This is a genomic window from Pseudomonas sp. 8 R 14 (assembly GCF_900005955.1).
Taxonomy (GTDB): Bacteria; Pseudomonadota; Gammaproteobacteria; order Pseudomonadales; family Pseudomonadaceae; genus Aquipseudomonas; species Aquipseudomonas marginalis.
The window spans coordinates 386,175-412,841 of the sequence record NZ_CVTH01000077.1 but is presented as its reverse complement, the minus strand read 5'-3'; the positions used below and the strand labels follow the sequence as shown (position 1 = coordinate 412,841).

26 protein-coding genes are annotated in these 26,667 nt (G+C 61.2%); 13 read left to right on the top strand and 13 right to left on the bottom strand.

What is annotated here, in order from left to right; all coding sequences use genetic code 11:
• Positions 1-47 precede the first annotated feature (47 nt).
• From BFQ01_RS22040 to BFQ01_RS22020, 5 genes are read left to right on the top strand one after another with little or no spacing between them, the layout of a single operon-like run.
• The gene (locus BFQ01_RS22040; protein WP_065926870.1) at positions 48-1,079 is read left to right on the top strand and encodes a DUF5924 family protein; all 1,032 of its coding nucleotides are present in this window, start codon (positions 48-50) and stop codon (positions 1,077-1,079) included.
• Positions 1,080-1,133: 54 nt separating this feature from the next.
• Positions 1,134-2,282 carry an MlaE family ABC transporter permease gene (locus BFQ01_RS22035; protein WP_065926869.1) on the top strand — a complete coding sequence of 383 codons (1,149 nt, stop codon included), beginning with the start codon at positions 1,134-1,136 and terminating at the stop codon, positions 2,280-2,282.
• Positions 2,279-3,082, top strand: coding sequence for an ABC transporter ATP-binding protein (locus BFQ01_RS22030; RefSeq protein ID WP_065926868.1), 804 nt, complete (start codon positions 2,279-2,281; stop codon positions 3,080-3,082). Before BFQ01_RS22035 ends, BFQ01_RS22030 begins: the two co-directional genes overlap by 4 nt.
• Position 3,083: 1 nt before the next feature.
• Entirely contained in the window at positions 3,084-4,022 is a 939-nt protein-coding gene (locus BFQ01_RS22025; protein ID WP_027608016.1) for an MlaD family protein, read from the top strand.
• Positions 4,019-4,630, top strand: a complete 612-nt coding sequence (locus tag BFQ01_RS22020; protein ID WP_065926867.1) for an ABC-type transport auxiliary lipoprotein family protein — start codon at positions 4,019-4,021, stop codon at positions 4,628-4,630. Before BFQ01_RS22025 ends, BFQ01_RS22020 begins: the two co-directional genes overlap by 4 nt.
• A gap of 88 nt (positions 4,631-4,718) precedes the next feature.
• Here the strand turns inward: BFQ01_RS22020 and BFQ01_RS22015 are convergent, their stop codons facing one another.
• The 5 genes from BFQ01_RS22015 to BFQ01_RS21995 form a co-directional block, all read right to left on the bottom strand.
• Entirely contained in the window at positions 4,719-5,948 is a 1,230-nt protein-coding gene (locus BFQ01_RS22015; RefSeq protein WP_027608018.1) for a nucleoside recognition domain-containing protein, read from the bottom strand.
• A gap of 97 nt (positions 5,949-6,045) precedes the next feature.
• Complete coding sequence (gene gltP / locus BFQ01_RS22010) at positions 6,046-7,377, bottom strand: glutamate/aspartate:proton symporter GltP (protein WP_065926866.1); 1,332 nt, start codon at positions 7,375-7,377, stop codon at positions 6,046-6,048.
• A gap of 754 nt (positions 7,378-8,131) precedes the next feature.
• The gene (locus BFQ01_RS22005) at positions 8,132-8,572 is read right to left on the bottom strand and encodes an inhibitor of vertebrate lysozyme family protein (RefSeq protein ID WP_065926865.1); all 441 of its coding nucleotides are present in this window, start codon (positions 8,570-8,572) and stop codon (positions 8,132-8,134) included.
• Positions 8,573-8,574: 2 nt separating this feature from the next.
• Complete coding sequence (locus BFQ01_RS22000) at positions 8,575-8,739, bottom strand: DUF1328 domain-containing protein (protein WP_003170804.1); 165 nt, start codon at positions 8,737-8,739, stop codon at positions 8,575-8,577.
• A 79-nt stretch (positions 8,740-8,818) separates the two neighbouring features.
• Positions 8,819-9,118: a hypothetical protein gene (locus BFQ01_RS21995; protein ID WP_065926887.1), complete on the bottom strand. Its 300-nt coding sequence runs from the start codon at positions 9,116-9,118 to the stop codon at positions 8,819-8,821.
• Positions 9,119-9,507: 389 nt separating this feature from the next.
• Here BFQ01_RS21995 and algB point away from each other — a divergent pair, with 389 nt between their 5' ends.
• On the top strand, positions 9,508-10,854 hold the full coding sequence (gene algB, locus BFQ01_RS21990; protein WP_065926864.1) for a sigma-54-dependent response regulator transcription factor AlgB: 1,347 nt from the start codon (positions 9,508-9,510) through the stop codon (positions 10,852-10,854).
• Positions 10,855-10,864: 10 nt separating this feature from the next.
• The gene (locus tag BFQ01_RS21985) at positions 10,865-12,652 is read left to right on the top strand and encodes a KinB sensor domain-containing domain (protein WP_065926863.1); all 1,788 of its coding nucleotides are present in this window, start codon (positions 10,865-10,867) and stop codon (positions 12,650-12,652) included.
• Positions 12,653-12,660: 8 nt separating this feature from the next.
• Here the strand turns inward: BFQ01_RS21985 and BFQ01_RS21980 are convergent, their stop codons facing one another.
• The 6 genes from BFQ01_RS21980 to BFQ01_RS21955 form a co-directional block, all read right to left on the bottom strand.
• On the bottom strand, positions 12,661-13,437 hold the full coding sequence (locus tag BFQ01_RS21980) for an N-acetylmuramoyl-L-alanine amidase (protein WP_065926862.1): 777 nt from the start codon (positions 13,435-13,437) through the stop codon (positions 12,661-12,663).
• Positions 13,438-13,525: 88 nt separating this feature from the next.
• Positions 13,526-15,592, bottom strand: a complete 2,067-nt coding sequence (locus tag BFQ01_RS21975) for a diguanylate cyclase (RefSeq protein ID WP_065926861.1) — start codon at positions 15,590-15,592, stop codon at positions 13,526-13,528.
• Complete coding sequence (locus BFQ01_RS21970) at positions 15,589-16,467, bottom strand: endonuclease/exonuclease/phosphatase family protein (protein WP_065926860.1); 879 nt, start codon at positions 16,465-16,467, stop codon at positions 15,589-15,591. The genes BFQ01_RS21975 and BFQ01_RS21970 overlap by 4 nt, the downstream gene beginning before the upstream one ends.
• A 10-nt stretch (positions 16,468-16,477) precedes the next feature.
• On the bottom strand, positions 16,478-17,113 hold the full coding sequence (dsbA, locus tag BFQ01_RS21965) for a thiol:disulfide interchange protein DsbA (protein WP_027608027.1): 636 nt from the start codon (positions 17,111-17,113) through the stop codon (positions 16,478-16,480).
• 168 nt (positions 17,114-17,281) lie between these two features.
• Positions 17,282-17,908: a c-type cytochrome gene (locus BFQ01_RS21960; RefSeq protein ID WP_065926859.1), complete on the bottom strand. Its 627-nt coding sequence runs from the start codon at positions 17,906-17,908 to the stop codon at positions 17,282-17,284.
• 33 nt (positions 17,909-17,941) lie between these two features.
• Complete coding sequence (locus tag BFQ01_RS21955) at positions 17,942-18,244, bottom strand: c-type cytochrome (RefSeq protein WP_027608029.1); 303 nt, start codon at positions 18,242-18,244, stop codon at positions 17,942-17,944.
• 192 nt (positions 18,245-18,436) lie between these two features.
• On the opposite strand from BFQ01_RS21955, the gene yihA reads away from it, so the two are divergent.
• Positions 18,437-19,078, top strand: a complete 642-nt coding sequence (gene yihA, locus BFQ01_RS21950) for a ribosome biogenesis GTP-binding protein YihA/YsxC (protein ID WP_027608030.1) — start codon at positions 18,437-18,439, stop codon at positions 19,076-19,078.
• Positions 19,079-19,347: 269 nt separating this feature from the next.
• Here the strand turns inward: yihA and polA are convergent, their stop codons facing one another.
• A complete protein-coding gene (polA, locus tag BFQ01_RS21945; protein WP_065926858.1) occupies positions 19,348-22,131 on the bottom strand; it encodes a DNA polymerase I in 2,784 nt (927 codons plus the stop codon).
• A 74-nt stretch (positions 22,132-22,205) separates the two neighbouring features.
• Here polA and BFQ01_RS21940 point away from each other — a divergent pair, with 74 nt between their 5' ends.
• A complete protein-coding gene (locus BFQ01_RS21940; protein WP_060756492.1) occupies positions 22,206-22,496 on the top strand; it encodes a DUF2782 domain-containing protein in 291 nt (96 codons plus the stop codon).
• Between the two features lie 56 nt (positions 22,497-22,552).
• Positions 22,553-23,506: a homoserine kinase gene (locus tag BFQ01_RS21935; protein WP_065926857.1), complete on the top strand. Its 954-nt coding sequence runs from the start codon at positions 22,553-22,555 to the stop codon at positions 23,504-23,506.
• Between the two features lie 120 nt (positions 23,507-23,626).
• Here the strand turns inward: BFQ01_RS21935 and BFQ01_RS21930 are convergent, their stop codons facing one another.
• Positions 23,627-24,556, bottom strand: coding sequence for a zinc ABC transporter substrate-binding protein (locus BFQ01_RS21930; RefSeq protein ID WP_065926856.1), 930 nt, complete (start codon positions 24,554-24,556; stop codon positions 23,627-23,629).
• A gap of 58 nt (positions 24,557-24,614) precedes the next feature.
• Between BFQ01_RS21930 and zur the strand changes: the two genes are divergently transcribed.
• From zur to znuB, 3 genes are read left to right on the top strand one after another with little or no spacing between them, the layout of a single operon-like run.
• Positions 24,615-25,097: a zinc uptake transcriptional repressor Zur gene (gene zur / locus BFQ01_RS21925; RefSeq protein ID WP_026136513.1), complete on the top strand. Its 483-nt coding sequence runs from the start codon at positions 24,615-24,617 to the stop codon at positions 25,095-25,097.
• Positions 25,097-25,882: a zinc ABC transporter ATP-binding protein ZnuC gene (gene znuC / locus BFQ01_RS21920; protein ID WP_065926855.1), complete on the top strand. Its 786-nt coding sequence runs from the start codon at positions 25,097-25,099 to the stop codon at positions 25,880-25,882. Before zur ends, znuC begins: the two co-directional genes overlap by 1 nt.
• Positions 25,875-26,663 carry a zinc ABC transporter permease subunit ZnuB gene (gene znuB / locus BFQ01_RS21915; RefSeq protein WP_027608036.1) on the top strand — a complete coding sequence of 263 codons (789 nt, stop codon included), beginning with the start codon at positions 25,875-25,877 and terminating at the stop codon, positions 26,661-26,663. Before znuC ends, znuB begins: the two co-directional genes overlap by 8 nt.
• Positions 26,664-26,667: the final 4 nt, after the last annotated feature.

Sequence of the window (26,667 nt, the reverse complement as noted above, 5' to 3'; positions counted from 1 at the left end):
CGTTATTCTGTCTGGGATTTTTTCCTACAAAGACTGCGAACCGCCGAATGCAAAACCTGACCCGCTTAATCACCCGCGTCCTCGAACTGATGAAGCGCTACCCAGGGGTGATTGCACTCGGCGGTTTTATCTCGGGTGTATGCAGCTTCATCCTGGTGGATCGCCAGCAGGGCATGGCCAGTTGGATCGCGGTGATCATGCTGGTGAGCTGGCTGTGGCTGATGCTGGAAAACAGCTTTACCCAGCTGTTCACCAAAGTCTTCAAGCGCGAAATACCCGAACCCCTGCTGCGCTACGCGACCCAGATGATTCACCAGGAAAGTCTGTTCTTCGTGCTGCCGTTCTTTTTCGTCACCACCGCCTGGAACAGCGGCCAATCGGTGTTCACCGGCCTGCTCGGCGCGGCCGCGCTGGTGTCGATCGTCGACCCGCTGTACTACAAATGGCTGGCGCCCAAGCGTTCGTTGTTCCTCGCGTTGCACACCCTGACCCTGTTCGCCGCGCTGCTCACTGCGCTGCCGATCATCCTGCACCTGACCACCGCCGAAAGTTACAAACTCGCCCTCGGCGTCGCCATGGCCTTGTCGATTCCAAGCCTGGCGGTGAGCCTGCCGCTGCGCAGCCTCAAGGGCTGGGCGATGCTGCTGGGGGTAACGGCCGCCATTGGTTGCGCGGGCTGGTTCCTGCGCAGTTGGGTACCGCCGGCCACCTTGTGGATGACCGAAGTGGCGATCAGCACCCAACTGCAAGACCGCACGCCGGGTGACGACCTCAAGGAAGTCAGCGCCGCCCAACTGCGCAACGGCGGGCTCTATGCCTACACCGCAATCAACGCGCCGCGCGGGCTGGATGAGCGCATCTACCACGTGTGGAAATTCAACGGCAAAGAGGTCGACCGCATCGCCCTGGACATCCACGGCGGACGCAAGGAGGGCTACCGCGCCTGGACCCACAAGCAGAACTTCCCGCCCGAAGCGGTAGGGCGCTGGCAAGTCCAAGTGTTGACGGAGGACGGCCAGGTGATCGGCGTGCTGCGTTTTAAAGTGACGGACACAGCACAAACCGACAACCCAAAGTAGGCAGGATCGTGCTATTACGTAGGAATTGTGGATAGCCAGACAAGCTCGGAGCTTATGACCAGTAGTACTACGGCCGGCACAGCCCACCTCGATACGTCCACCGCTCCCCCGTTACTGCGGATTACAGGGGACTGGACGCTTGCCCACTACGCAAACCTGAAGATGCTGTCGGACAAGCTCGACGGCCAATACGATGCTGGTGCGCGCATCGATCTCAATGGCCTCGGCGCCCTGGATACCGCCGGCGCCTCGCTGCTGGTGGAGCTGCTGGGGCCCACCCGTATCGAACAATCCGCCGAGCAGACCGACTGCAGCCTGTCCGCAGCCGACCGCGCGCTGCTCAAGACCGTCTACCGCTCCCTCAACGATTTTTGCGTGCCGGACAAAGCGCCGGAAGAAGCCACTGGCATTCAGGTGCTGGCGCGTATCGGCGCGGCCGTGGACAAGGTCTGGCAAGACAGCAAGCAACTGCTGGGCTTTATCGGCCTGATCCTCGAAACCTTTGCCCGGGGCATTTTCCGGCCCAAGCGCTGGCGCCTGACGCCGATGGTCGCCCATCTTGAACAGGTCGGCCTCGACGCCGCGCCCATCGTCGCGTTGCTGACCTTTCTGGTCGGTGCCGTCGTGGCGTTCCTCGGCGCTACAGTGCTCAAGAGCTTTGGCGCAACGATCTTTACCGTGGACCTGGTGGCGTTCTCTTTCCTACGGGAATTCGGCGTATTGCTCACGGCCATCCTGATTGCCGGTCGCACCGCCAGCGCCTTTACCGCGCAAATCGGCTCGATGAAGGCCAATGAAGAAATCGACGCCATCCGCACCCTGGGCCTGGACCCGATGGAGTTGCTGGTATTGCCGCGCGTGCTGGCGTTGCTGGTGGCACTGCCGATGCTGACGTTCATGGCGATGCTGGCGGGGATCGTCGGCGGCGGCGTGGTCTGCGCCGTGGCCCTGGACATCTCGCCGGCGATGTTCCTCTCGCTGCTGCAATCGGACATTGGCGTGCAGCACTTCCTGGTGGGCATGGTAAAAGCCCCGTTCTTCGCCTTCCTGATCGCCGCCATCGGCTGCCTGGAAGGCTTCAAGGTCAGCGGCAGCGCCGAATCGGTCGGCGCCCACACCACCTCCAGCGTGGTGCAATCGATCTTTGTGGTGATCGTGCTGGATGCGGTGGCTGCGTTGTTCTTCATGGAGATGGGCTGGTGAGTCGTCTGCACCGTGCGCCCACCGAGGCGGTGATTGAAGTGCGTGGCCTGTGCAATCGCTTTGGCAGCCAACGCGTGCACGAGCATCTCGACCTGGATCTGTACAAGGGCGAAATCCTTGCGGTGGTCGGCGGATCCGGCAGCGGTAAATCAGTGCTGCTACGCAGCATCGTCGGCCTGCGCCGGCCCAGTGAAGGCGAAGTGCGGGTGTTCGGTAAGAACCTGCCGAGCCTGCCGGAACATGAACGCTCGCTGGTGGAACGGCGCTTTGGCGTACTGTTCCAGAAGGGCGCGCTGTTCTCCTCGCTGACGGTGACCGAGAACGTCGCGCTGCCGCTGATCGAACATGCCGGGCTCAGCCGCCGTGATGCCGAGCACCTGGCTGCGGTCAAGCTGGCCTTGGCCGGACTGCCGCTGTCGGCGGCCGACAAATACCCCGCTTCGCTGTCCGGCGGCATGATCAAGCGCGCGGCCCTGGCACGGGCACTGGCACTGGACCCGGACATCCTGTTCCTCGACGAACCCACCGCCGGCCTCGACCCGATTGGTGCGGCGCAATTCGACCAACTGATCCTGACCCTGCGTGATGCGCTGGGCCTGAGCGTGTTCCTGGTCACCCATGACCTGGACACGCTCTACACCATCACCGACCGTGTGGCGGTGCTGGCGCAGAAGAAGGTGCTGGTGGCCGATGCCATCGATAGCGTCTCGGAAACGGACGACGCCTGGATTCACGAATATTTCCACGGCCCCCGTGGCCGCGCGGCATTGGATGCCGCTCAACCGCTCAACGAGGTATGACATGGAAACCCGAGCCCATCATGTGATGATCGGTCTGTTCAGCGTGATCGTGGTGGTCGGCGCGATGCTGTTTGGCCTGTGGCTGGCCAAATCCAGCGTCGACAGCGCCTTCCAGGATTACGAAGTGATCTTCAACGAAGCGGTCAGCGGTCTGTCCCAGGGCAGCTCGGTGCAATACAGCGGGATCAAGGTGGGCGATGTCATCAGCCTGCGCCTGGATCCCAAGGACCCGCGCCGCGTACTCGCGCGCATTCGCCTGGCCGGCCAGACGCCGATCAAGGAAGACACCCAGGCCAAACTCGCGCTGACCGGCATCACCGGCACCTCGATCATCCAACTCAGCGGCGGCACGCCGCAAAGCCCGGAGCTCAAGGGCAAGGACGGCAACCTGCCGGAGATCATCGCCTCGCCATCGCCGATCGCGCGATTACTCAATAACAGCAACGACCTGATGACCAGCATCAACCTGCTGCTGCACAACGCCAACGACATGTTCTCCGCGCAGAATGTCGAGCGCCTCAGCAACACCCTGGACCATCTGGAACAAACCACCGGCGCGATTGCCGACCAGCGTGGGGATATCAAGGTGGTGATGCAGCAATTGATGCAGGTAAGCAAGCAGGCCGGGGCCGCCCTGGAGCAAACCACGGCGCTGATGCGCAACGCCAATGGCCTGCTCAGTGATCAAGGCAAGCAGGTCTTCGGCAGCGCCGAACAGGCGATGAAATCCCTTGAGCAAAGCACCGCCACCATCAATACCTTGCTGACCAACAACAAGGACTCGGTGAACAGCGGCATGCAGGGCCTCAACGAACTGGCGCCGGCCGTGCGCGAACTGCGCGAAACCCTCGGTTCACTGCGCGCCATCTCTCGCCGCCTGGAAGCCAACCCCAGCGGCTACCTGCTGGGCAGCGACAAGAACAAGGAGTTCACGCCATGAAGCGTGCTTACCAAATGATCGCCCCTGTGGCCTTGGCGCTGATCAGCGCGTGTTCGATCCTGCCCAAGGCGGATCCGTCGGACGTCTACCGACTGCCTACGGCCCAGGGCACGACCCAGGGCGCGCCAGTCAATTGGTCGCTGCGCCTGGCCAAGCCGCAGACCAGTGAGTTCCTCGACAGCCCACGCATCGCCGTGGTGCCCAATGGCGATTTGATCAGCAGCTATGCGAACTCACGCTGGAGCGACCCAGTGCCGGTGCTGCTGCGCAATCGCCTGATGGACGGGTTCCAGCGCGATGGACGCGTAACGCTGTTGAGCACCGACGACACCAACCTGCAGGCCGATTATGAATTGGGCGGGCAGTTGCAGGCGTTTCAGAGCGAGTACCGGGGCAGTGCGGTAGCGGTGGTGATCCGCCTCGACGCACGCCTGGTGCGTGGGAGTGATCAGCGGATTATTGCCAGCCGGCGGTTTGAAGTGCAGCAGGCGGTGACTGACACCAAAGTGCCGGCGGTGGTGACCGGGTTTGGGTTGGCGGGAGATCAGTTGAACAGGCAGGTGGTGGAGTGGGTTGTTCAGCAGGGCAATGGTGCGGTGAAACGCTGAGGGCCTCATCGGGGCCCCCTCCCACATTTGGATCTGTGAACACATTCAGAATGTGGGAGGGGGCTTGCTCCCGATAGCTATTTAAGCCTCAGCCAAAGAACCAGTAGCACACCGCGATCGCTGCGACCACACCAGCAAACTCAGCCAGCAACGCGCACCCTACGGCATGCCGTGCCCGCTGGATGCCCACCGAACCGAAGTACACCGCCAACACATAAAAGGTGGTCTCCGTACTGCCCTGAATCGTCGCCGCCACCAACGCCGGGAAGCTGTCCACCCCCTGGGTCTGCATGGTCTCGATCAACATCGCCCGGGCCGCGCTGCCGGAGAAGGGCTTGACCATTGCGGTCGGCAAGGCGTCGACAAAGCGCGTGTCCATGCCCGTCCAGGCCACCACATGGCGAATGCCTTCGAGGCCCAGGTCCAACGCGCCGGAGGCACGCAACACGCCCACCGCACACAGCATCGCCACCAGGTACGGCAGCAGGTTCTTGGCGACGTCGAAGCCTTCCTTGGCGCCTTCGACAAATGCTTCGTAGACCTTAACCTTGCGCAGCGCGCCGATCAGCAGGAACAGCATGATCAGGCCGAACAACGTGAGGTTGCCGAGGATTGACGACAACCCGGCCAATGCGGTGGCCGAGAGGGTCGCCAGCAGGGCCATGAACCCACCCAGTACCAATGCGCCTGGAACCAGGTAGGCCAGCACCACCGGGTCCCACAGCCGCAGGCGCTGCATCACCGCCACCGACAGCAGGCCCACCAATGTGGATGCGCTGGTGGCCAGCAGGATCGGCAGGAATACCAGGGTCGGATCGGGCGCACCTTGCTGGGCGCGATACATGAAGATCGTCACCGGCAACAGGGTCAGGGAGGATGCATTGAGCACCAGGAACAGGATTTGTGCGTTAGTCGCCGTGTTAGGGATGGGATTGAGCTCTTGCAGCGCCTTCATGGCCTTCAGGCCGATAGGTGTTGCTGCGTTATCCAGGCCCAAGCCGTTGGCGGCAAAGTTGAGGGTGATCAGGCCAATGGCCGGGTGACCGGCCGGCACTTCCGGCATCAGGCGCAGGAACAGCGGGCCCAGGGCCTTGGCCAGCCATTCGACAATCCCGGCTTTTTCGGCGATACGCAAGAAGCCCAGCCATAACGTCAGGGTGCCGAACAACAGCACCATCACTTCCACGGACAATTTGGCCATGGCGAAAATGCTTTCGACCATCGCCGCGAAAATCCCGGCGTTACCGCCCACCAGCCATTGCGCCAGTGCTGACACCATTGCCACGACAAAGAAGCCAAGCCACAGGCCATTGAGCATCAGTTGAATCCCCCGAAAGATGGGGCGAATGATAGCGGGGCTGACAGAAACGACAAACCCCGGATTTACCGGGGTTTGTCTTACAGCCGTCGGGCTATCAGCCGCGAGTGGCTTGGGCAGTCGGCAGGGCTTGCTTGGTGCGCCAGTGCGGCAGGGAGTTCCAGTAGCGCTCGCCCTTGGCGTCGTCGTACATGCCTTCCCAGCGCGAGATGACCAGCACGGCCAGGGCGTTGCCGATCACGTTCAGCGCGGTACGGGCCATGTCCATGATGCGGTCGACACCGGCGATGAAGGCCAGGCCTTCCAGCGGGATGCCCACGCTGCCCAGGGTGGCCAGCAGCACCACGAAGGACACGCCCGGCACACCAGCGATGCCTTTGGAGGTGACCATCAGGGTCAATACCAGCATCAGTTGCTGGCCGATCGATAGGTCGATGCCATACAGCTGGGCGATAAAGATCGCCGCGATGCTCTGGTACAGGGTCGAACCGTCGAGATTGAACGAGTAGCCGGTCGGCACCACGAAGCTGCAGATGGCCTTGGGCGCGCCGTAGGCTTCCATCTTCTCGATCACACGCGGCAGCACAGTTTCGGAACTGGCGGTGGAGTAGGCCAGCACCAACTCGTCCTTGAAGATGCGCATCAGCTTGAGGATCGAGAAGCCGAACAGGCGAGCGATCAGGCCCAGCACCGCAAAGGCGAAGAACAGGATGGCGACGTAAACCAGGATCACCAGCTTGGCCAGCGGCAGCAGCGAGGCAAAGCCGAAGTTGGCCACGGTCACCGCGATCAGCGCGAATACGCCGATGGGGGCGTACTTCATGATCATGTGGGTGACTTTGAACATGCTCTCGGACACGCCCTGGAACATGGTCACCAGCGGCTCGCGCAGCTCCGGCTTGAGGCTCGACAAGCCCAGGCCGAACAGCACGGAGAAGAAGATGATCGGCAGCATCTCGCCACGGGCTACAGCGGCGAAGATGTTAGACGGGATCAGGTTGAGGATGGTCTGGATGAACGCATGCTCATGCTGCACCTCGGCGGCGGTCGCCTGGTACTTGGAAATATCGACGGTACCCAGGGTACTCATGTCGATGCCTGCGCCCGGGTGGAAAAGGTTGGCCAGCAGCAGGCCGACCACGATGGCGATCGTGGTGACCACTTCGAAGTAAAGGATGGTTTTGACGCCGATGCGCCCGAGTTTTTTCGCGTCACCGACACCGGCAATGCCGACGATCAACGAGGAAATCACAATCGGGATCACGATCATCTTGATCAGGCGGATAAAGATATCGCCCGCTGGCTGCAACACATTGCTGATCCACCAGGCCTTTTCAGCACTGAAATGGTTGAGCACTGCGCCGATTGCGATCCCCAATACCAAACCGATGAGGATCTGCCAGGCGAGGCTTAGCTTTGCCTTCTTCATGTCATTACCCTTACTTCAAGTGGACTTAAGGCAAATGCGCCAGCTGCAACGCTCGAGAGCGAAAAAGTGTGCGCATCTGCCTCCATGGAAGGTCACCGCAGCATGGCCGAAATGGCTTACTGGCAGGCGAAAAAAGGCGCAACTATTCCCATGCAAGGGGACGACGTCTAATGCCGTAAACGCCTACCCCATGCCAAATCGGCATGACTTTTTTCCATAATAACTGTCCGAACGGTCAGTTCAAATGTGACATTTTGTCCGGTGAATATGCCGTGAACCTGCCAATTCAGGCTCGCGCAGAGATTTTGCAGGTCTTGGAGAGGTTGGCAGAAATGCCGGGGAACTCTGCCGTCGAGCGTCGGAAACGTCCTATGGCGCGAGCAAAACTTTCTCGATAGATGGTCGCCCCGACACACCCAGTAATGGTTGGTCGAAAGCAAAATCAGGATTTGTGGCTATGGGCGGCATAGGAGGCGGGAATAAGAGTCACAAGCCCGCCGCAAGTTCAGCAAGCCGTGGGCTTGTGAACCTGCGTCGCAGCTTTTCACCTGACCTGGCCCTTGCGCAGGCACTCCCTGTGCCCGTAGGTCACGCCGATCTCAATTGATCAGAACAACCCGGCCCCCTGGTCATGCATCCCCCTTGGCGGGGGATGCAGACAGAAAGAAGCGAGAGGCTTCTTTCTATGGACGCTGATCGCGCAGACGACAGACCCGTCAGACGCAACCTAGTACCAATTCGGATCTTTCTTCAGCTACTCCATCAGCAGCTTCTGCATGCCTTCGTCCGGCTTACCGATAAACCGGTAATCGGCATGCCGCGTCGGAGACTTGTCCGCCGGCAAACCGGCAGGGACTTCCACCAACATGGCGTAGGCATCTTCCTTGTCGAGGCTGAAGGCGACGATCAGGCGCTTGTTAAGGCACGTATCCGCAGTTTCGCAGAGCGGCCCCACCAAGTACTTATCGCCATCTTCTTCCACGGCATTCATCTGCTCGGCCGTGCCCGACAGGTTCAAGACCCATTCCGGCAGGCGCTCTTCTTTCTTCACCACGCCTTGCCAGGTCTCGCGGTACTGCGGATCCGCGCTGAGCAGTTCGTTGGCCCGCGACTGACCGTCATTGGCGGCCATCGCGAAGCCGCTGCCGCCCAAGAGCACAGCGGCAGCAATCGCTTTGAGGGACAAAGTGGTCATTTTCAGCCTCGGCCGCGACGACCAAAGAAGAACGAAGCAATGAACATCACCAGGAAGACCACAAACAGAATCTTGGCGATACCCGTGGCGGTGCCCGCGATACCACCGAAGCCCAGGACTGCGGCCACAATGGCGATGATCAGAAATGTGATTGCCCAACTCAACATGGTGATTCTCCTTACGCTTATAAAAGGTAACAGCGGTGATGCCGTTCAGGCGCTCAACACAAGCGTCCGACGTTTTTGCCTAGAACACCCAACGCTCTTGGGTTGGCAGCTCGCCCAGGGTGGAGTCCTGATCGGCCACTCTCAATTGCTTGGCGGTCACATCGGCAGAAACGCTCCCGACGGCACGGCTCTCAATGGAACTGAAATGGGTCTGGGTCATTACCGGACGTTCGAATTGCGGGGCTTGGGGCTGACTCTGCTGCCAATGTTGCATCTGCTGGCCTGCAATCAGCGTGACCATCAGGGCCAGGCTGGCAAACAGCCCCTGTTGCATACGCAGTGGCGATACACGCAGTTGGCTGAGGTGTTGGCGAGTCATGCTGCTTTTCTCCCGCATTCTGATTATTCGTTCATGACGCTCTTGAGAGAGGTATTGCAGAGCGCATGCCAGCTTTTTTACAAAATAAAAACCATTAAAATCAACATCTTATAAATTAAGGCTCAACTGGCGGCGCAGCATCCTGCACGATCCACCGCTACAGGCCGTGCGAAATGCACGATGGCCAGCGGTCGGGTCAAAGGATCGAATGCGCGGGTTGAGTTGCCGAAGTGGCAAGACGGAATGAAAACGCCATCAGACGGGGCTTTGTAGGAAGACTTGCAGATAGCTGCACGACGTTGCTTTTTATCGATCAGAATAAACCATGCAACTTGCCCGATTATTCCGGGACTAAACACCATCATTCATAGTTAAGGAGCGCGGGACAGATGGAATCAGCCAAGGAACTTCAAGGCCGCATTCTTTTAGTGGATGACGAGTCCGCGATCCTCCGCACCTTCCGTTATTGCCTGGAAGATGAAGGCTACACCGTCGCCACCGCCAACAGCGCCGCCCAGGCCGATGCCCTGATGCAACGCCAGGTGTTCGACCTGTGCTTCCTAGACCTGCGCCTGGGTGAAGACAATGGCCTGGATGTGTTGGCCCAGATGCGGATCCAGGCGCCGTGGATGCGTGTGGTGATCGTCACCGCCCATTCCGCCGTCGATACCGCCGTGGACGCGATCCAGGCGGGTGCCGCCGACTACCTGGTCAAGCCTTGCAGCCCCGACCAACTTCGCCTGGCCACCGCCAAACAGCTGGAGGTGCGCCAACTTTCCGCGCGCCTGGAAGCATTGGAAGGCGCCGTACGCCAGCAGAAAGACGGCCTCGACTCCCACAGCCCGTCAATGATGGTTGTGCTTGAAACCGCACGCCAGGTGGCGGGCACCGATGCCAACATCCTGATCCTCGGCGAGTCCGGCACGGGTAAAGGCGAACTGGCCCGGGCCATTCACGGCTGGAGCAAGCGCTCGAAGAAATCCTGCGTGACCATCAACTGTCCGTCGCTGACGGCAGAACTGATGGAAAGCGAGCTGTTCGGCCATAGCCGTGGTGCCTTTACCGGTGCCAGTGAGAGCACGTTGGGCCGGGTCAACCAGGCGGACGGCGGTACACTGTTTCTCGACGAAATCGGCGACTTTCCCCTCACTCTGCAACCCAAGTTGCTGCGATTTATCCAGGACAAGGAGTATGAGCGCGTGGGCGACCCGGTCACCCGTCGCGCCGATGTGCGTATCCTGGCCGCCACCAACCTGAACCTGGAAGACATGGTGCGCGACGGTCGCTTCCGTGAAGACTTGCTGTATCGCCTCAACGTCATCACCTTGCACCTGCCCCCGCTGCGCGAGCGCAGTGAAGACATCCTCACCCTGGCAGACCGCTTCCTGGCGCGCTTCGTCAAGGAATACGCCCGCCCGGCGCGGGGCTTCAGTGATCAAGCGCGCGAAGCCCTGCTCAACTATCGCTGGCCAGGCAATATCCGCGAACTCCGCAACGTGGTGGAACGCGCCAGCATCATCTGCCCACAGGAAAAGGTCGAAATCATCCACCTCGGCATGGCCGAACAACCGACCAATAACGCCCCGCGCATTGGCGCGGCGTTGAGCCTGGACGAGCTGGAGAAAGCCCATATCGGCGCCGTATTGGCCACCAGCGATACCCTGGACCAGGCCGCCCGCACCCTCGGCATCGACGCGTCGACCCTGTACCGCAAACGCAAACAGTACAACCTGTGAGCTGCACCCTATGAAGCTAGCGATGACACTGCGCACTCGATTGTTCCTGAGTATCTCAGCGCTGATCACCGTCGCCCTGCTGGGTCTGATCCTGGGTCTGGTCAGCGTCATGCAAATGGCCAAGACCCAGGAGTCCCTGATTCGCAGCAACTTCGTCACGCTGGACCTGGGGCTCAAACTGCGCCAAAGCCTGGGCGACCAATTGATCATGATGCTGGAACATCGCCCCGATCCGCAGGCATTGCAAAGCTCCAAGCAGCATTACTTCGACCTGCTGGACCAAGGCATCGCCCATGAGCAACGCGACGGCCATAACCACGGTTTCAGCCAGGCGCGAGCCCAATACCAGGACCTGCTGGACGCCTTCGAGCAATCCCAGCAGGCGTCGCCACCACCGGGCAGCAAGGAAAAACTCACCGAAACCTTCAATGTGCTGCGCAACGGGCTGATTGCCGAACATAAACAAGCCCTGGAAAACATCAGCGCCAGCGAGCATAAATCCCGCGGGCGCGCCTTGCTGATCGCCGGTTTGCTGGGGTTGGTGGGCCTTGCAGTGCTGATTATCGGATTTGTCACGGCCCATGGCATCGCCCGGCGATTTGGCGGCCCGATCGAAGCGCTGGCAAAAGCAGCCGACAAGATCGGCCAGGGCGATTTTGAAGTGACCCTACCGCTCTCTTCGGCAGCGGAAATGAACCTGTTGACCCGTCGCTTCGGCCTTATGGCCGAGGCGGTGCGCCAGCATCAGGCGACTAATGTTGACGAGTTGCTGGCCGGCCAGCAGCGCCTGCAAGCCGTGCTCGACAGCATCGACGACGGCCTGCTGATGATTGACCGCCAAGGCCGCCTGGAGCATCTCAACCCCGTTGCGCAACGCCAATTGGGCTGGGACGAGGAACGCCTGGGCCAAGGCCTTGGCGAAGCCCTGGTGCGCCCGGAGCTGGATGAACAACTGCAACTGGTGCTGCGCGGCGGCACTCTGGAGCGCGCGCCGGAGGACCTGGAAGTCGAAGTCGAAGGCGAACTGCGCCTGCTGACCTACAGCCTCACTCCCGTCAGCCATACCCAGGGACATATCCTTGGGGCGGTGATGGTGCTGCACGACGTCACCGAACAGCGCGCCTTCGAGCGGGTACGCAGCGAATTCGTCTTGCGCGCGTCCCATGAACTGCGCACGCCGGTGACCGGCATGCATATGGCGTTCGGCCTGTTCCGTGAACGCGCGAAGTTCCCGCCGGAATCCCGTGAAGCGGACCTGCTGGATACGGTCAATGAAGAAATGCAGCGCCTGATGCAGTTGATCAACGACCTGCTCAATTTCTCGCGCTACCAGAATGGCCTGCAGAAACTCACCTTGGGCCCCTGCGACGTGACCGATCTGCTCGAACACGCCCGCGCGCGCTTTGCGGAACCCGCCAATGCGCAACACATAGAACTGCTGGTAGAAGTGCAATCCGATCTGCCACGGCTGTATGCCGACCAGGCGCAATTGGAACGGGTGCTCGACAACCTGCTGGGCAATGCCCTGCGTCATACCGCCGACGGTGGGCAAATTCGCCTGCAGGCGCGACGTCATGGCGAGCGGGTGATTATCAGCGTCGAAGACAACGGCGAAGGTATCGCTTATGGCCAGCAAGGGCGCATCTTCGAACCCTTCGTCCAGGTTGGCCGCAAGAAAGGCGGCGCCGGCCTGGGGCTGGCGCTGTGCAAGGAGATCGTGCAATTGCACGGCGGCCGCATGGGGGTGTATTCGCGGCCGGGGCAGGGCACCCAGTTCTATATGGCGCTGCCCTTGTAGGCGCCAGCTTAGCGCCGGTTCAGGGCACGCAGGATGGCAGCACTTTCGGCATCCGGCACGCCATCGAACCGGGATGGCCGGAAGCGCATCTGGAACGCCGCGATCACATGGCGCGTGGCGACATCCAACTCACCCGTCTGGGGTGTCGGGTAACCGAGGAGCGCCAATTCTTCCTGGAACCAAGTGATGCTCGGCAATTCAGCGGCGTACTGCACCTGGAAACGGGCGACGGCCTGGGCATCCGGCCACACACTCAGGCCCTCATCGGCCAGGCGCTTCCAGGGGAACAGCGGCCCCGGATCGAGCTTGCGCAGGGGTGCGATATCGCTATGGCCGATGATGTTCCTGGGATCGATGCCATTGCGCTTGCTGATGTCCTTGAGCAACACCACCAGCGACTTCACTTGGGCCTCGGAGTACGGGTACCACAGGCGGCCTGTAGGGGTGTCCTTGTAGCCAGGGTTTACGATTTCGATACCGATGGAGCTGGAGTTGAGCCAGGTGCGCCCCATCCACTCGCTTTCCCCGGCATGCCAGGCCCGCTGGCTTTCATCCACCAGCTTGTAGATAGTGGCGCCGGCGTCGTCACCGATCAGGTAATGAGCGCTGACCTGGCCGTGGGTCAGCAGGGCGAGGGAACGCTCAAGATTGGTGGAGGTGTAGTGCACGACCACGAACTGCACGCGGTTGTCGTGGTTTAGCGAGGGGTGGCGGGTGTCCAGGCGCGGGCCAGTGGCGCAGCCGGCGAGCAGGAGAAATACACAGGCGAAGTACAAGGATTTCATGGCGGAAGACAGTACGCTGAAGACGATAATGCAACAGTGTAACGTACCGTTTGTGGCCCGGCGGTCAAATTACACAATGGAACATCTTTTACGCCGCCTGCACCTGGTTACGCCCAGCGGCCTTGGCCCGATACAACGCTTCGTCCGCTCGCTTGAGCGCCAGCTCACTGCGCTCACCGGGCAGGAACTGCGCCACGCCCATGGACACGGTAATCGTCACCGGCTCGCCCTTGAAGTGGAATGGGCAGGCGGCAATCGCAGCACGTAGCACCTCACCCACCGCCAACGCATCCGAGAGGGATGAGTGGGGCATCAGCAACACAAACTCCTCACCGCCAAACCGCGCGATAAAGTCGCTGGTGCGCAGGCGCTTGCGCAGGACGTTGGCGATGATTTTCAGCACCTTGTCACCCGCCAGATGCCCGTAGCCATCGTTGATGCGCTTGAAGTGATCCAGGTCCAGCATCGCGAGCGACAGGCTATTGCCACGCTGGTGCCAGGCATTGACCTCATGATCCAGGCGCTCGCTCCAGGCCGCGCGGTTAGGCAAGCCGGTGAGCGGATCGATCAAGGCCTTCTGGCGTTGCACCTCCAAGTGCTCACGGTAGCCTTGGGCTTCCTGCTCCATATTGGCGACCCGCTCGGCCAGGCCTTTCAAGCGCGCTGCCACTTCCTGCTCGCGCTGGTCACGCTGTTGCTGGTGCTCGTCCATGGTGCCGAGTAAACCTTCCAGATGGCTTTCGAGCACCTGCTTGAGGCTGTCCAGGTCCGCGGCTTCCTGGACACTGCTTTGCAGGCCGTCGACCTGTTCGCGAATCTGCGTGTCCAACTCCCGGGCCGCGGAGCGGCTGTCGGCATGGCCGTCGCTGGCCACTTGCAAATGGCCCTGAAAGGCTTCGAGGCGCTCGTTGAGCTGTTTGAGGTATGCCTCGAACTCGTGCTGCCCGCTGTCGGTGATCGCCAGCATCAGCACCGCCAAGTCATCGAGGATCGGCAGCAATTCGTACCAATTCAACCCGTGGGCCAAGCGCTCACGCATGGCTTCGGCCTGGGGCCGATGGCGCTCGGGCAAGGCCAACTCCTCCAACAGGCCGATCAGGGTGTCTTCGATGTGCTTGGCCACGGAGCTGTACGACGGCTCCGGTGAATCCGGCAAGGAGTAGAGGCCATCCGATTGAAGTTCGTCGGGGTCCGGCTCTTCGGCCTCAAGCACTGGAGGGAGCGAGAGGCTGCCGATCACCGTCTCCTGCGGTGCCTCGACCACAGCCTGTGGCGGTTCGATAAAGGCGGCGAGGGCGCTTTCGGTGCTGGTTTCTTCCACCTGTGGCTCAGGCTTGCCGGGCACGACAGGTGCTGGAGAAACGTCGACAGGCGCAGCCAAGGCGCCGCTTTGAGCAGGCGCCTCGTACACAAACTTTTCACTGCTGGCATCAACCGCCTTGGCCGGCGCTGCGGGCTCAGGCTGCGCGGCAACCGGTTCCTGAGGCTGCGGCGCAAAGGCCCGCAAGGCTTGCGCCAGTTCCTCGGACTGTTCGGGCGCCTGGGGCTCGGCGACGGGCTTGGCGGCAACCGGCGCCGGTGACGGGCTGGAGACGGGCTCACTGGCCGCTGCCTCGCTCGAAGCGTCCTTGGCCCCAAACAGGCGCTGCAATAAACCCGGCCCAGGGCGCACGGTTTCACCGTCCGGCTCCAGGTTATCCAGCGCCTGCCCTTGCAGGCTGCTCAATTCGCTGAGCAATAAGGGAATCTCGCGCGCCTGACTGACGCGGCCATCCAACTGCTTGGCAAAGGTTTTCAGCGGACGGGCGACCTCACGGGGCAGCGGCAACTTTTGCAACTGCGTGACCAGGGAGGTCAGTGCGGTGCTCATCTGGTCGATCCGGGTTTCGCGGCGCTGCTCCGAATCCAGTACCGCCTTCTCCAGGCGCGGCAGCAAGGCGGCGAGGGCAGCGTCCATGTCGTCGGTACGCACGACGTCGCGCATTTCCTTCATGCATTGGTCAACCGCGCGGTCGGTGCCTTCCGCCGCCAGCGTGCTGCGCACCAGCCCACGACGCAGCAGGTCGAGGCGGGCAGCCCAACGGCGTTCGAGCTTTTCTTGTTGCTCGATGCTTAACAGGTATTTTTCTTTCCAGCGCTGGGCGTCGTCGCTCATGCAAGGGGTCCGCGAGGGCCGGGGCTCAACGCGGGCAATGCATCAGCCGTGAGCGAACCCGGCAGACGAATCTCTACCGCGACTGGCAGGTGATCGGAGATGGGCTGCGCCAGTACCTGCACACTCTCAAGTGTGAGGGTCGGGCTGAGCAGGATATGGTCAAGACAGCGTTGCGGGCGCCAGCTGGGGAACGTGGCTTCGACTTGCGGCGCCAGTAGCCCGAGGTCACGCAACGGGGAATTCAGCAGGAGGTCGTTCGCATGGGTGTTCATGTCACCCATCAACACCTGATGCTTGTAGTTGCCAATCAGGTCGCGCACGTAGGCCAATTGCAGGTTGCGCGTACGCCCCCCGAGCGCCAGGTGCATCATCACCACCACCAAGGCCTCAGGCCCTTCGCCAAAACGCACGAGAATCGCCCCGCGCCCCTTGGGGCCCGGCAATGGGTGATCTTCGATGGAGGTGGGCTTCAAACGGCTGAGCACACCATTACTGTGCTGCGCCAGGCGCCCGAGGTTGCGATTGAGCTGCTGATACCAGTAGGGGAACGCCCCGAGGTGTGCCAGGTGTTCGACCTGATTGATATAGCCGGAACGCATGCTGCCGCCGTCGGCTTCCTGCAGGGCGACCAGGTCGAAATCATTCAACAGGTCGCCGATCTTCTGCAGGTTACCGGCCCGGCCGTTGTGGGGCAGCAAATGCTGCCAGCCACGGGTGAGGTAGTGCCGGTACTTCTCGGTGCTGTTGCCCACCTGGATATTGAAGCTGAGCAGGCGCAGGCGGTTGTCTGCCGGCAAACCTGTGGACTCCAGGTGATGTGCGTTGACCTGCGGTTCACGCAGGCCAACCACACGTTCAGTACCCCAGCGGCGCATGAGGAGCCCCTTACTTGGCTGCGCGTTCTTTGGCGATCAACTGGTCGGCAACGTTGAGGGTCGCTTCAGGACCACCGGTAGTGCCCAGGTCGAAACGATACTTGCCGTTGACAATCATGGTCGGTACGCCTTGCACGCCGTACTTCTGCGCCAGCTCCTTGGCCTGTTTGATCTGGCCCTGGATGGCGAAGGAGTTGAAGGTGGCCAGGAACTTGTCCTTGTCGACGCCTTGGGTGGCAATGAAGTCAGCCATTTCGTCCGGCTTGGTCAGGCGCTTGCCTTGTTTCTGGATGGCGTCGAATACCGCGTTGTGGACCTTGTGCTCCACCCCCATGGCTTCCAGGGTCAGGAACAGTTGGCCGTGGGCATCCCATGGGCCGCCGAACATGGCGGGGATGCGCTTGAAGTTCACGTCCTTGGGCAGCTTCTCGACCCAAGGGTTGATGACCGGCTCAAAAGCGTAGCAATGCGGGCAGCCGTACCAGAACAGCTCTACCACTTCGATCTTGCCCGGTACCGAAACCGGCACTGGGTTGGCCAATTCAACGTAGGTTTTACCGGCTTCAAGCGGCACGTCGGCAGCTTGTGCGGTCATGCCGAAGAGGCTGGCAGTGACGAGAGCGGCGCTGAGGATCAGATTACGCATGCTTTACTCCTGGACAAATAAAGTCGCCTCACGCGACCTTTGTTGTGACAGGTCTACGCGGGCATGAGTTCGTTAGTGTAACGGCAGCGGCCACAAAAAAGGGCGGCCTAAGCCACCCTTTTTATGCTTGCATCGATGGATTAATCGAGCGTTAACGTTGCGTGCACCTTAGTGCAGGCCCTGGATGTAGCTGGAGACCGCCGCAATGTCTTCATCACTCAGCTTGCGAGCGATGGTGCGCATGATTGCCGCGTCGCCATCATTGGCTCGCCCAGCCTCTTCCTTACGGAAATCGGTCAGCTGCTTGGCAATGTAGGTAGCGTGCTGGCCGCTCAGGTGCGGGAAGCCGGCGGCGGCTATGCCCGCGCCATTGGGCGAGTGGCAACCGGTGCAGGCAGGCAGGCCTTTATCCAGGTCACCGCCGCGGAACAGTTTCTCACCACGGGCCACCAGTTTCGGATCAGCAGCTCCCACACTGCCTTTCTGGCTGGCAAAATAAGCCGCGAGGTCTGCCAGGTCCTGGTCACTGAGGTTGGTCAGCAGGCCGGTCATTTCCAGGACCGTGCGCTTGCCATCCTTGATGTCGTGCATCTGCTTGGTCAGGTAACGCTCACCCTGGCCGGCCAATTTGGGGAAGTTCGGCGCCGGGCTGTTACCATCCGGCCCATGGCAGGCACCACATACGGCGGCTTTCGCTTGACCGGCAGTGGCATCACCTTTAAGGGGGCCCTCTGCGGCGACGGCAACACCGGTGATGCCCAAGGTCAACAGCAGACTCACGATCAGTTTGTTCATCAGCTAATCCAACTACGGCTAAGGGTTTAAGAGTTATCTACCGGGTTTACTCACCATCAACTCAATGATGGCCTGGTAATCCTCGGTACTGCAGTCCATGCACAAACCACGCGGCGGCATTGCCTTGAAACCCTGGGTCACGTGTTGCACCAGCGTGTCCATGCCCTGCGCCAGTCTTGGCGCCCAGGCTGCCTGGTCACCCCGTTTCGGGGCGTTCGGCAGTTGGCCGGCATGGCAAGCCACGCAAACTCGGTTGTACACCGCTTCCGGATCCTGTGTAGCCTGAGCGCCATACAGCGGAACCAGGGCACCGAAAGCGAGCAACCATCGGGTCATACATCGACCTTTTCAGGGTTTGAGAGCGTTTTGCGTTCTAATGCGCAATAAAGGTCTATCGCTCCCGTGAACTTCATCCTTCGCTGGGACAAAGCACACACAAAATCTGCGGCATTATATACTGGCGCTACTGAAACGGAAACGACACCGCTTGCCGCACCCTTTTTCGGCACCGCCCACATCGGAAATCTCATGCAACTCAAGAACCCCATCCTCGGCCTGTGCCAACAGTCCACCTTCATGCTCAGCGCCGCCAAAGTTGACCAATGCCCCGATGACGAAGGCTTTGAAGTCGCCTTTGCCGGTCGCTCCAACGCCGGTAAATCCAGCGCACTGAACACCCTGACCCACGCCAGCCTCGCACGCACCTCGAAAACCCCGGGCCGCACGCAGTTACTCAACTTCTTCAAGCTAGACGATGATCGGCGTCTGGTCGACCTGCCGGGCTATGGTTATGCAAAAGTACCTATCCCGCTGAAGCTGCACTGGCAGCGTCACCTGGAGGCTTACCTGGGTGGCCGGGAGAGCTTGAAGGGGTTGATCCTGATGATGGATATCCGTCATCCAATGACCGACTTCGACCTGCTGATGCTGGATTGGGCGGTCGCCAGCGGCATGCCGATGCATATCCTGCTGACCAAGGCCGACAAGCTCACCTACGGCGCCGCCAAGAACACCCTGCTCAAAGTGCAGTCCGAAATCCGCAAGGGTTGGGGTGACACAATCACCATCCAGCTGTTCTCGGCCCCCAAGCGCATGGGCCTGGAAGATGCCTATACCGTGCTGGCCGGCTGGATGGAATTGGCTGACAAAGGTGCGGAACTCGCCGAGTAACTTTTCTGCGGGCAAAAAAAACCCCGGACTTCGTATGGGGAGGGGAAGTTCGGGGTTCAAGTACCGGACCGCTAGGGCGGGGTCCGGATATCTGCCAACACTTAACACAACATAGGAGCATTGAAGGGCTTCACCACCCATTCAGTAACTCTGAGTAGCAGTTCACAGGTTAAGTTCCGGCAGGGTCAAAAAACTATTGGAAATAACTGCAGCGGATTTCCGATCTAAAGCATTCCGCCACCACGCTCGGTGGTGGCGGCGCCGCGAAATCAGTGCGCTTCGTCCCAGTTGTCGCCTACGCCAACGTCCACCACCAACGGCACATCCAACTGCGCGGCCGCGCTCATGTGCTCGCGAATCTTCTCGCTGACCTCGGCCACCAGATCCTCCCGCACTTCGAGCACCAGTTCATCGTGTACCTGCAGGATCACCTTGGCATCCAGGCCCGACGCGGTCAGCCAGTTATCCACCAGCACCATGGCCTTCTTGATGATATCCGCCGCCGTGCCCTGCATCGGCGCGTTGATCGCCGTGCGTTCTGCGGCCGCGCGCTCCTGGGGCTTGTTGGAGTTGATATCCGGCAAATACAGCCGACGTCCGAAGAAGGTTTCCACGTAGCCTTGATCGGCAGCCTGGGCGCGGGTGCGCTCCATGTACTCGCGAACGCCTGGGTAGCGGGCGAAGTACACATCGATGTAAGCCTTTGCGGTCTTGGTATCGACACCGATGTCCTTGCCGAGCTTCTGAGCCCCCATGCCGTAGATCAGGCCAAAGTTGATCGCCTTGGCACTGCGACGCTGATTGGAGGTGACCTCAGCCAATTCGACCTTGAACACCTCGGCCGCCGTGGCGGTATGCACATCCAGGTCGTTACGGAACGCATTCATCAGCCCCTCGTCCTTGGACAGGTGCGCCATGATCCGCAGTTCGATCTGCGAATAGTCCGCCGCCAGCAGTTTGTAGCCCTTGGGCGCGACAAACGCCTGGCGGATGCGCCGCCCTTCGGCGGTGCGCACCGGGATGTTCTGCAGGTTCGGGTCGCTGGAAGACAGCCGCCCGGTCGCCGCCACCGCCTGATGGTAAGAGGTGTGAACACGCCCGGTCCGCGGGTTGATCTGCTCCGGCAAGCGGTCGGTGTAAGTGCTTTTCAGCTTGCTCATGCTGCGGTACTGCATCAGTACCTTGGGCAGCGGATAGTCATCTTCGGCCAGCTTGGCCAGCACTTCCTCTGCCGTGGATGCCTGGCCCTTGCCCGTTTTTTTCAGCACCGGCAGGCCGAGTTTCTCGTAGAGAATCGCGCCGAGCTGCTTGGGCGACCCCAGGTTGAATGCTTCGCCGGCGATCTCGAACGCCTGGCGCTCCAGTTCGACCATCTTGTTGCCCAGCTCGATGCTCTGGACACCGAGCAGCTGCGCATCCACCAGCGCGCCCTGGCGTTCGATACGCGCAAGTACCGGCACCAGGGGTATTTCGATGTCCGTCAACACACTCGCCAGGCTCGGTATGGCGGTGAGCTGTGCGTGCAGTGCCTGATGCAGGCGCAGCGTCACGTCCGCATCCTCGGCGGCATAAGGGCCAGCCTGTTCGAGCGGGATCTGGTCGAACGTGAGCTGCTTGGCGCCTTTGCCGGCGATGTCCTGGAAACTGACGGTGTCGTAGTCCAGGTACTTCTTGGCCAGGCTGTCCATATCATGGCGGGTCGCAGTGGAATTCAACACGTAGGATTCAAGCATGGTGTCGAACGCGATACCGCGCACGCTGATGCCATTCGCCGGGTCGCCGCCGATGGCACAGTTGGCCAGGATATTCATATCGAACTTGGCGTGCTGGCCGACCTTGAGCTTGCTCGGGTCTTGCAATAATGGCTTCAAGGCCAGCAACACAGTGTCGCGATCCAGCTGCTGCGGCGCACCGATGTAGGAATGGGTCAGCGGGATGTAGGCGGCTTCATGGGGCTGCACGGCGAAGGAAACCCCCACCAGTTGCGCCTGCTGAGCGTCGATCCCGGTGGTTTCGGTGTCGAAAGCGAACAACTTCGCGTCGTTGAGCTTCTTCAGCCAGGCATCGAATGTGGCTTGGTCGAGGATCGTGGTGTAGGTCGTTTCTGCGGGTGCCGCGGGCGCGGCCTCAACAATGTCCTCGGCAACAGGCGCGGCCTTGAGCTCCACTCGCTTGGCATCGCGCTGAATCTCATCGAACCAGCTCTTGAACTCCAGCAGGGTGTAAAGCTCCAGCAACTTTTCGCGATCCGGTTCAATCAGGTGCAAATCGTCCAGACCCACGTCCAGCGGCACATCGATCTTGATCGTCGCCAACTGATAGGAGAGGAATGCCATCTCCTTATGCTCTTCCAGCTTCGCCGGCAGCGTCTTGGCACCGCGGATCGGCAGGGTCGGCACAATGTCCAACTGCTCATAAAGCTCTTTGAGGCCGCCGTTCACGCCCACCAGCAAGCCGGAAGCGGTCTTCGGACCAATGCCCGGAACGCCCGGGATGTTGTCGGACGAATCGCCCATCAACGCCAGATAGTCGATGATCTGCTCCGGAGCGACGCCAAATTTCTCCTTTACGCCTTCGATGTCCATCGAGCTACCGGTCATGGTGTTGACCAGGGTAATGTGCCCGTCGACCAACTGCGCCATGTCCTTATCGCCGGTGGAGATCACCACCGGACGGTCAGCGGCCGCACTGCTGCGGGCCAGGGTACCGATCACGTCATCGGCCTCGACGCCTTCGACGCACAGCAAAGGGAAGCCCAGGGCGATCACGCTCTGGTGCAGGGGCTCGATTTGCACGCGCATGTCATCGGGCATGCTTGGGCGGTTGGCCTTGTATTCGGCGTACATGTCATCGCGAAACGTCCCACCCTTGGCGTCGAACACTACCGCGAACGGGCTGTCCGGGTACTGCTTGCGCAGGCTTTTGAGCATGTTCAACACGCCCTTGACCGCACCGGTCGGCAGGCCTTTGGAAGTGGTCAGCGGTGGCAGCGCGTGGAACGCGCGGTACAGGTAAGACGAACCGTCCACCAGGACGAGGGGGGCTTGGCTCATGAGCAGGATCAACCTTTTCGGCGGGTCAGGCGCTAGAATAGCCGGACCAATGAAAACAAAGGGACAAGGTTATCATGCGTACATTCAATCGCCTGCTGTTGACCGGCCTGATTGCACTCGCTCCGATGGCTGCCATGGCGGCAGACAGCGCGCCTTCGGGTGATCCGGAAGTGACCATTCGCACGGAAGGCGACCGGACTATCCAGGAGTACCGTCAAAACGGTTTCCTGTATGCAATCAAGGTGACCGTAAAAGGCGCGCCTCCGTATTTCCTGGTACGCGCGGATGGAACCGACGCGAACTTCATCCGCTCTGACCAGCCGGATATGCTGATCCCGTCATGGAAGATCTTCGAATGGAAATGATTTCTTAACTTCAATTGGCGCCGCCCACTGCGGCGCCCGTACTGGCAGTTTTAACCATGTCTGTGTTCACCCCCCTGGCTCGGCCCGAGCTGGAAACCTTTCTCGCCCCCTACGGGCTCGGCCGCCTGCTTGACTTCCAGGGGATTGCCGCTGGTAGCGAAAACACCAATTTCTTTATCAGCCTGGAACAGGGCGAGTACGTCCTGACCCTGGTTGAGCGCGGGCCCGTGCAGGAAATGCCGTTCTTCATCGAACTGCTCGACGTGCTCCACGACGCCAACCTGCCGGTGCCCTATGCCCTGCGTACCACCGATGGCGTTGCATTGCGCGAACTGAAAGGCAAACCAGCCCTGCTGCAACCACGCCTGGCCGGCAAGCACATCAACGACGCCAACTCACAGCATTGCGCCCAGGTCGGCGACCTGCTCGGCCATCTGCACCTGGCGACGCAAGGCGAGAAGGTGCTGGAGCGCAGGACCGATCGCGGCCTGGACTGGATGCTCAGCGAGGGTGCGCAGCTGATTTCGCACCTGGACGATGCACAGCAAAGCCTGCTGCAAGCAGCATTGACTGAAATCGAGGCCCATAAGGCCGAGATCCTCGCCCTGCCACGCGCCAACGTGCACGCCGACCTGTTCCGCGACAACGCGATGTTCGAAGGCACACACCTGACCGGCCTGATCGACTTCTACAACGCCTGCTCGGGCCCGATGCTGTACGACGTGGCAATCGCCCTGAATGACTGGTGTTCGGACGCCGATGGCGTAATTGATGGCCCGCGCGCCCGAGCGTTGCTGGGTGCCTACGCAGGCCTGCGGCCGTTCACGGCCAAGGAGGCCGAGCTATGGCCGACCATGCTGCGGGTGGCGTGCGTGCGGTTCTGGCTGTCGCGCCTGATCGCCGCTGAGTCCTTTGCCGGGCAGGATGTTCTCATTCACGATCCCGCCGAGTTCGAGCATCGGCTGGCGCAACGCCAAGACGTCACTGTCCACCTGCCGTTCGCCCTTTAACGGTTCAGGCGGGCAAAAAAATGTGGGAGGGGGCTTGCTCCCGATAGCAGTCAACTTATGCACTGACCGGCACTCTGCTATCGGGAGCAAGCCCCTCCCACATTTGATCTGCGTTGCGGCTTATAACGACTCCAGGCACCCTGCCAAGTCGTTCCCCAACTTCTCCAGCACCTGTTCGTAACCCTGGGCTGTGGCCGGGGTGTAGCCGCCCAGCGCATCCAATTCCGCCAGCTTCACCGGCAAACCTGCCACCAGGGTTTCCGCCAAACGTGGACGCAGCGGCGGTTCACTGAACACACAGGTCTTGCCCACTTCCTGCAAACGCGTACGCATCGCCGCCACATGCTGGGCGCCAGGCTGCACTTCGGCGGCAACGCTGAACACGCCGGTGTGCTTGAGCCCGTAGGCGTCTTCAAAGTAATCAAAGGCTTCGTGGAACACGAAGTAAGGTTTGTCACCGATGCTCGCCAGGCGTTTTTTCAGGCGCGCATCCAGTGCATCCAGGCGCTCGTCGAAAGCCTTGGCATTGCTCTGATAACGCGCGGCGTTCACGGGGTCCGCTGCACTGAGGTCAGCGGCCATACGCGCTGCGATCACCCGAGCGTTCACCGTGGACAGCCACAGGTGCGCATCCAGGCTCCCCGGGCGGTGATCATGGTCATGTTCGTCGGCATCGTCGGCGTGGGAATGGCTATCTTCGGCGAACCGACGCAATTTCATCCCCGGCAGGTCTTGAACTGCTACGGTCAGCGCGGTACGCCCCTTGAGCACGCGAGGCAGGAAGCCCTCCATGTCCGGCCCGATCCAATACAGCAGATCGACCGACTGCACGCGCCGTACGTCGGATGGGCGCAAGGCGAAGTTATGGGGCGATGCACCCGGCGGCAGCAATACCTCCGGAACCGCCACACCGTCCTGCACGGCAGCGGCAATCAACTGCAATGGCTTGATGCTCGTGAGCACCTTGACCTCGGCCTGAGCGGCGCCAGCGAGGAACAAACTGGTGACAAATACGACAAAAACGGGAAAAAGTCGGGACACGATGACCACTCAATGACGTAGGAACGGGTAACATAATAACGTCTCTATCAAATATCTGTCGCCGCTCATGCCTAAAACACCGCTTGCCAGCCGTCCACACGACCACTCTCACTGCGTGCATACCGCGCTGTCGGAGGCCGACACCCTGTGCGCACAGAAAGGCTTGCGCCTGACCGCCCTGCGTCGCCGGGTGCTGGAACTCGTCTGGCAGAGCCACAAGCCCCTGGGTGCCTACGACATCCTGGGTGTGCTCAGCGAGCAGGACGGCCGCCGGGCCGCGCCGCCGACCGTGTACCGCGCGCTGGATTTCCTGCTGGAAAACGGCCTGGTGCACCGCATTGCCTCGCTCAACGCCTTTGTCGGCTGCAACCACCCGGAGCACGCGCATCAGGGCCAGTTCCTGATCTGCCGCGAGTGCCACGCCGCCATCGAACTTGAACAAAAAAGCATCAGCGACGCCATCATCAAGAGCTCCGCCGACGTAGGCTTCCGGGTCGAAGGGCAGACGGTCGAAGTGGTCGGCCTGTGCTCGGGCTGTCAGGGGGCTTGATGAGCAACGCGTTAATCCGCCTGGAGCAGGTCGGCGTCACGTTTGCCGGGCAGAACGTGCTGGATAACATCGCCTTGAGCGTCGAGCCGGGGCAGATCGTCACCCTGATCGGCCCCAATGGCGCCGGCAAGACCACCCTGGTGCGCGCCGTACTCGGCCTGCTCAAGCCCGACACCGGCAGCGTGTGGCGCAAGCCCAGGCTGCGCGTGGGCTACATGCCGCAAAAGCTGCATGTTGATCCGACCTTGCCCTTGTCTGTACTGCGGTTTTTGCGCCTGGTGCCCGGTGTGGACCGCGCCCGCGCGCAGGCCGCCCTCAAGGAAGTCGGTGCCGAGCAGGTCATCGACAGCCCGGTGCAAAGCATCTCCGGCGGCGAAATGCAGCGCGTGCTGCTGGCCCGTGCCCTGCTGCGCGAGCCCGAGTTGCTGGTGCTGGATGAACCCGTGCAGGGCGTCGACGTCGCCGGCCAGGCCGAGCTGTACAGCCTGATCACCCGCCTGCGCGACCGCCATGGCTGCGGCGTGCTGATGGTCTCCCATGATTTGCACCTGGTGATGAGCACCACCGACCAAGTGGTATGCCTCAACCGCCACGTGTGCTGCTCCGGCCACCCGGAACAAGTCAGCAGCGACCCGGCGTTCGTCGAACTGTTCGGCAAGAACGCCCAGAGCCTGGCGATCTATCACCACCATCACGATCACGCCCATGACCTGCATGGCGCTGTCGTTGACGATCCCGCGACGCCCCACACCCACGTTCATGGAGATAGCTGCAAGCATGGCTGATTTTCTGCTTTACGCCCTGCTGGCAGGCCTGGCTCTGGCGCTGGTGGCGGGCCCGCTGGGCTCGTTCGTGGTCTGGCGGCGCATGGCGTATTTTGGCGACACCTTGTCCCACGCTGCGCTGCTGGGCGTGGCCATGGGCTTCCTGCTGGATGTGAGCCCGACCATCGCCGTGACCGTGGGTTGCCTGCTGCTGGCGGTGCTGCTGGTGACCCTGCAACAGCGCCAGCCACTGGCCTCGGACACCCTGTTGGGCATCCTGGCGCCGAGCACGCTGTCCCTGGGCCTGGTGGTGCTGAGCTTTATGCATGAAGTGCGCATCGACCTGATGGCCTATCTGTTCGGCGACCTGCTGGCGATCAGCCCCACCGATCTTGCCTGGATTCTCGGCGGCAGCGCCGCAGTATTGGTGCTATTGGTCGCCCTGTGGCGCCCACTGCTGGCCATCACGGTGCATGAAGAACTGGCCAGGGTCGAAGGTTTGCCCGTACCAGCGTTGCGCATGGCCTTGATGCTGCTGATTGCCGTGGTGATCGCTGTCGCGATGAAGATTGTCGGCGTATTGTTGATCACATCGCTGTTGATCATTCCGGCCGCCGCCGCCCAGCGCCACGCCCGCTCGCCGGAGCAGATGGCAATCGGTGCCAGCCTGTTGGGGATGCTGGCAGTGTGCGGGGGCCTGGCGTTGTCATGGTTCAAGGACACACCGGCCGGACCGTCGATCGTAGTCACGGCGGCCGCCCTGTTTCTGCTGAGTTTTGTCCTGCCCCGTCGAGGGGTGTAGACTT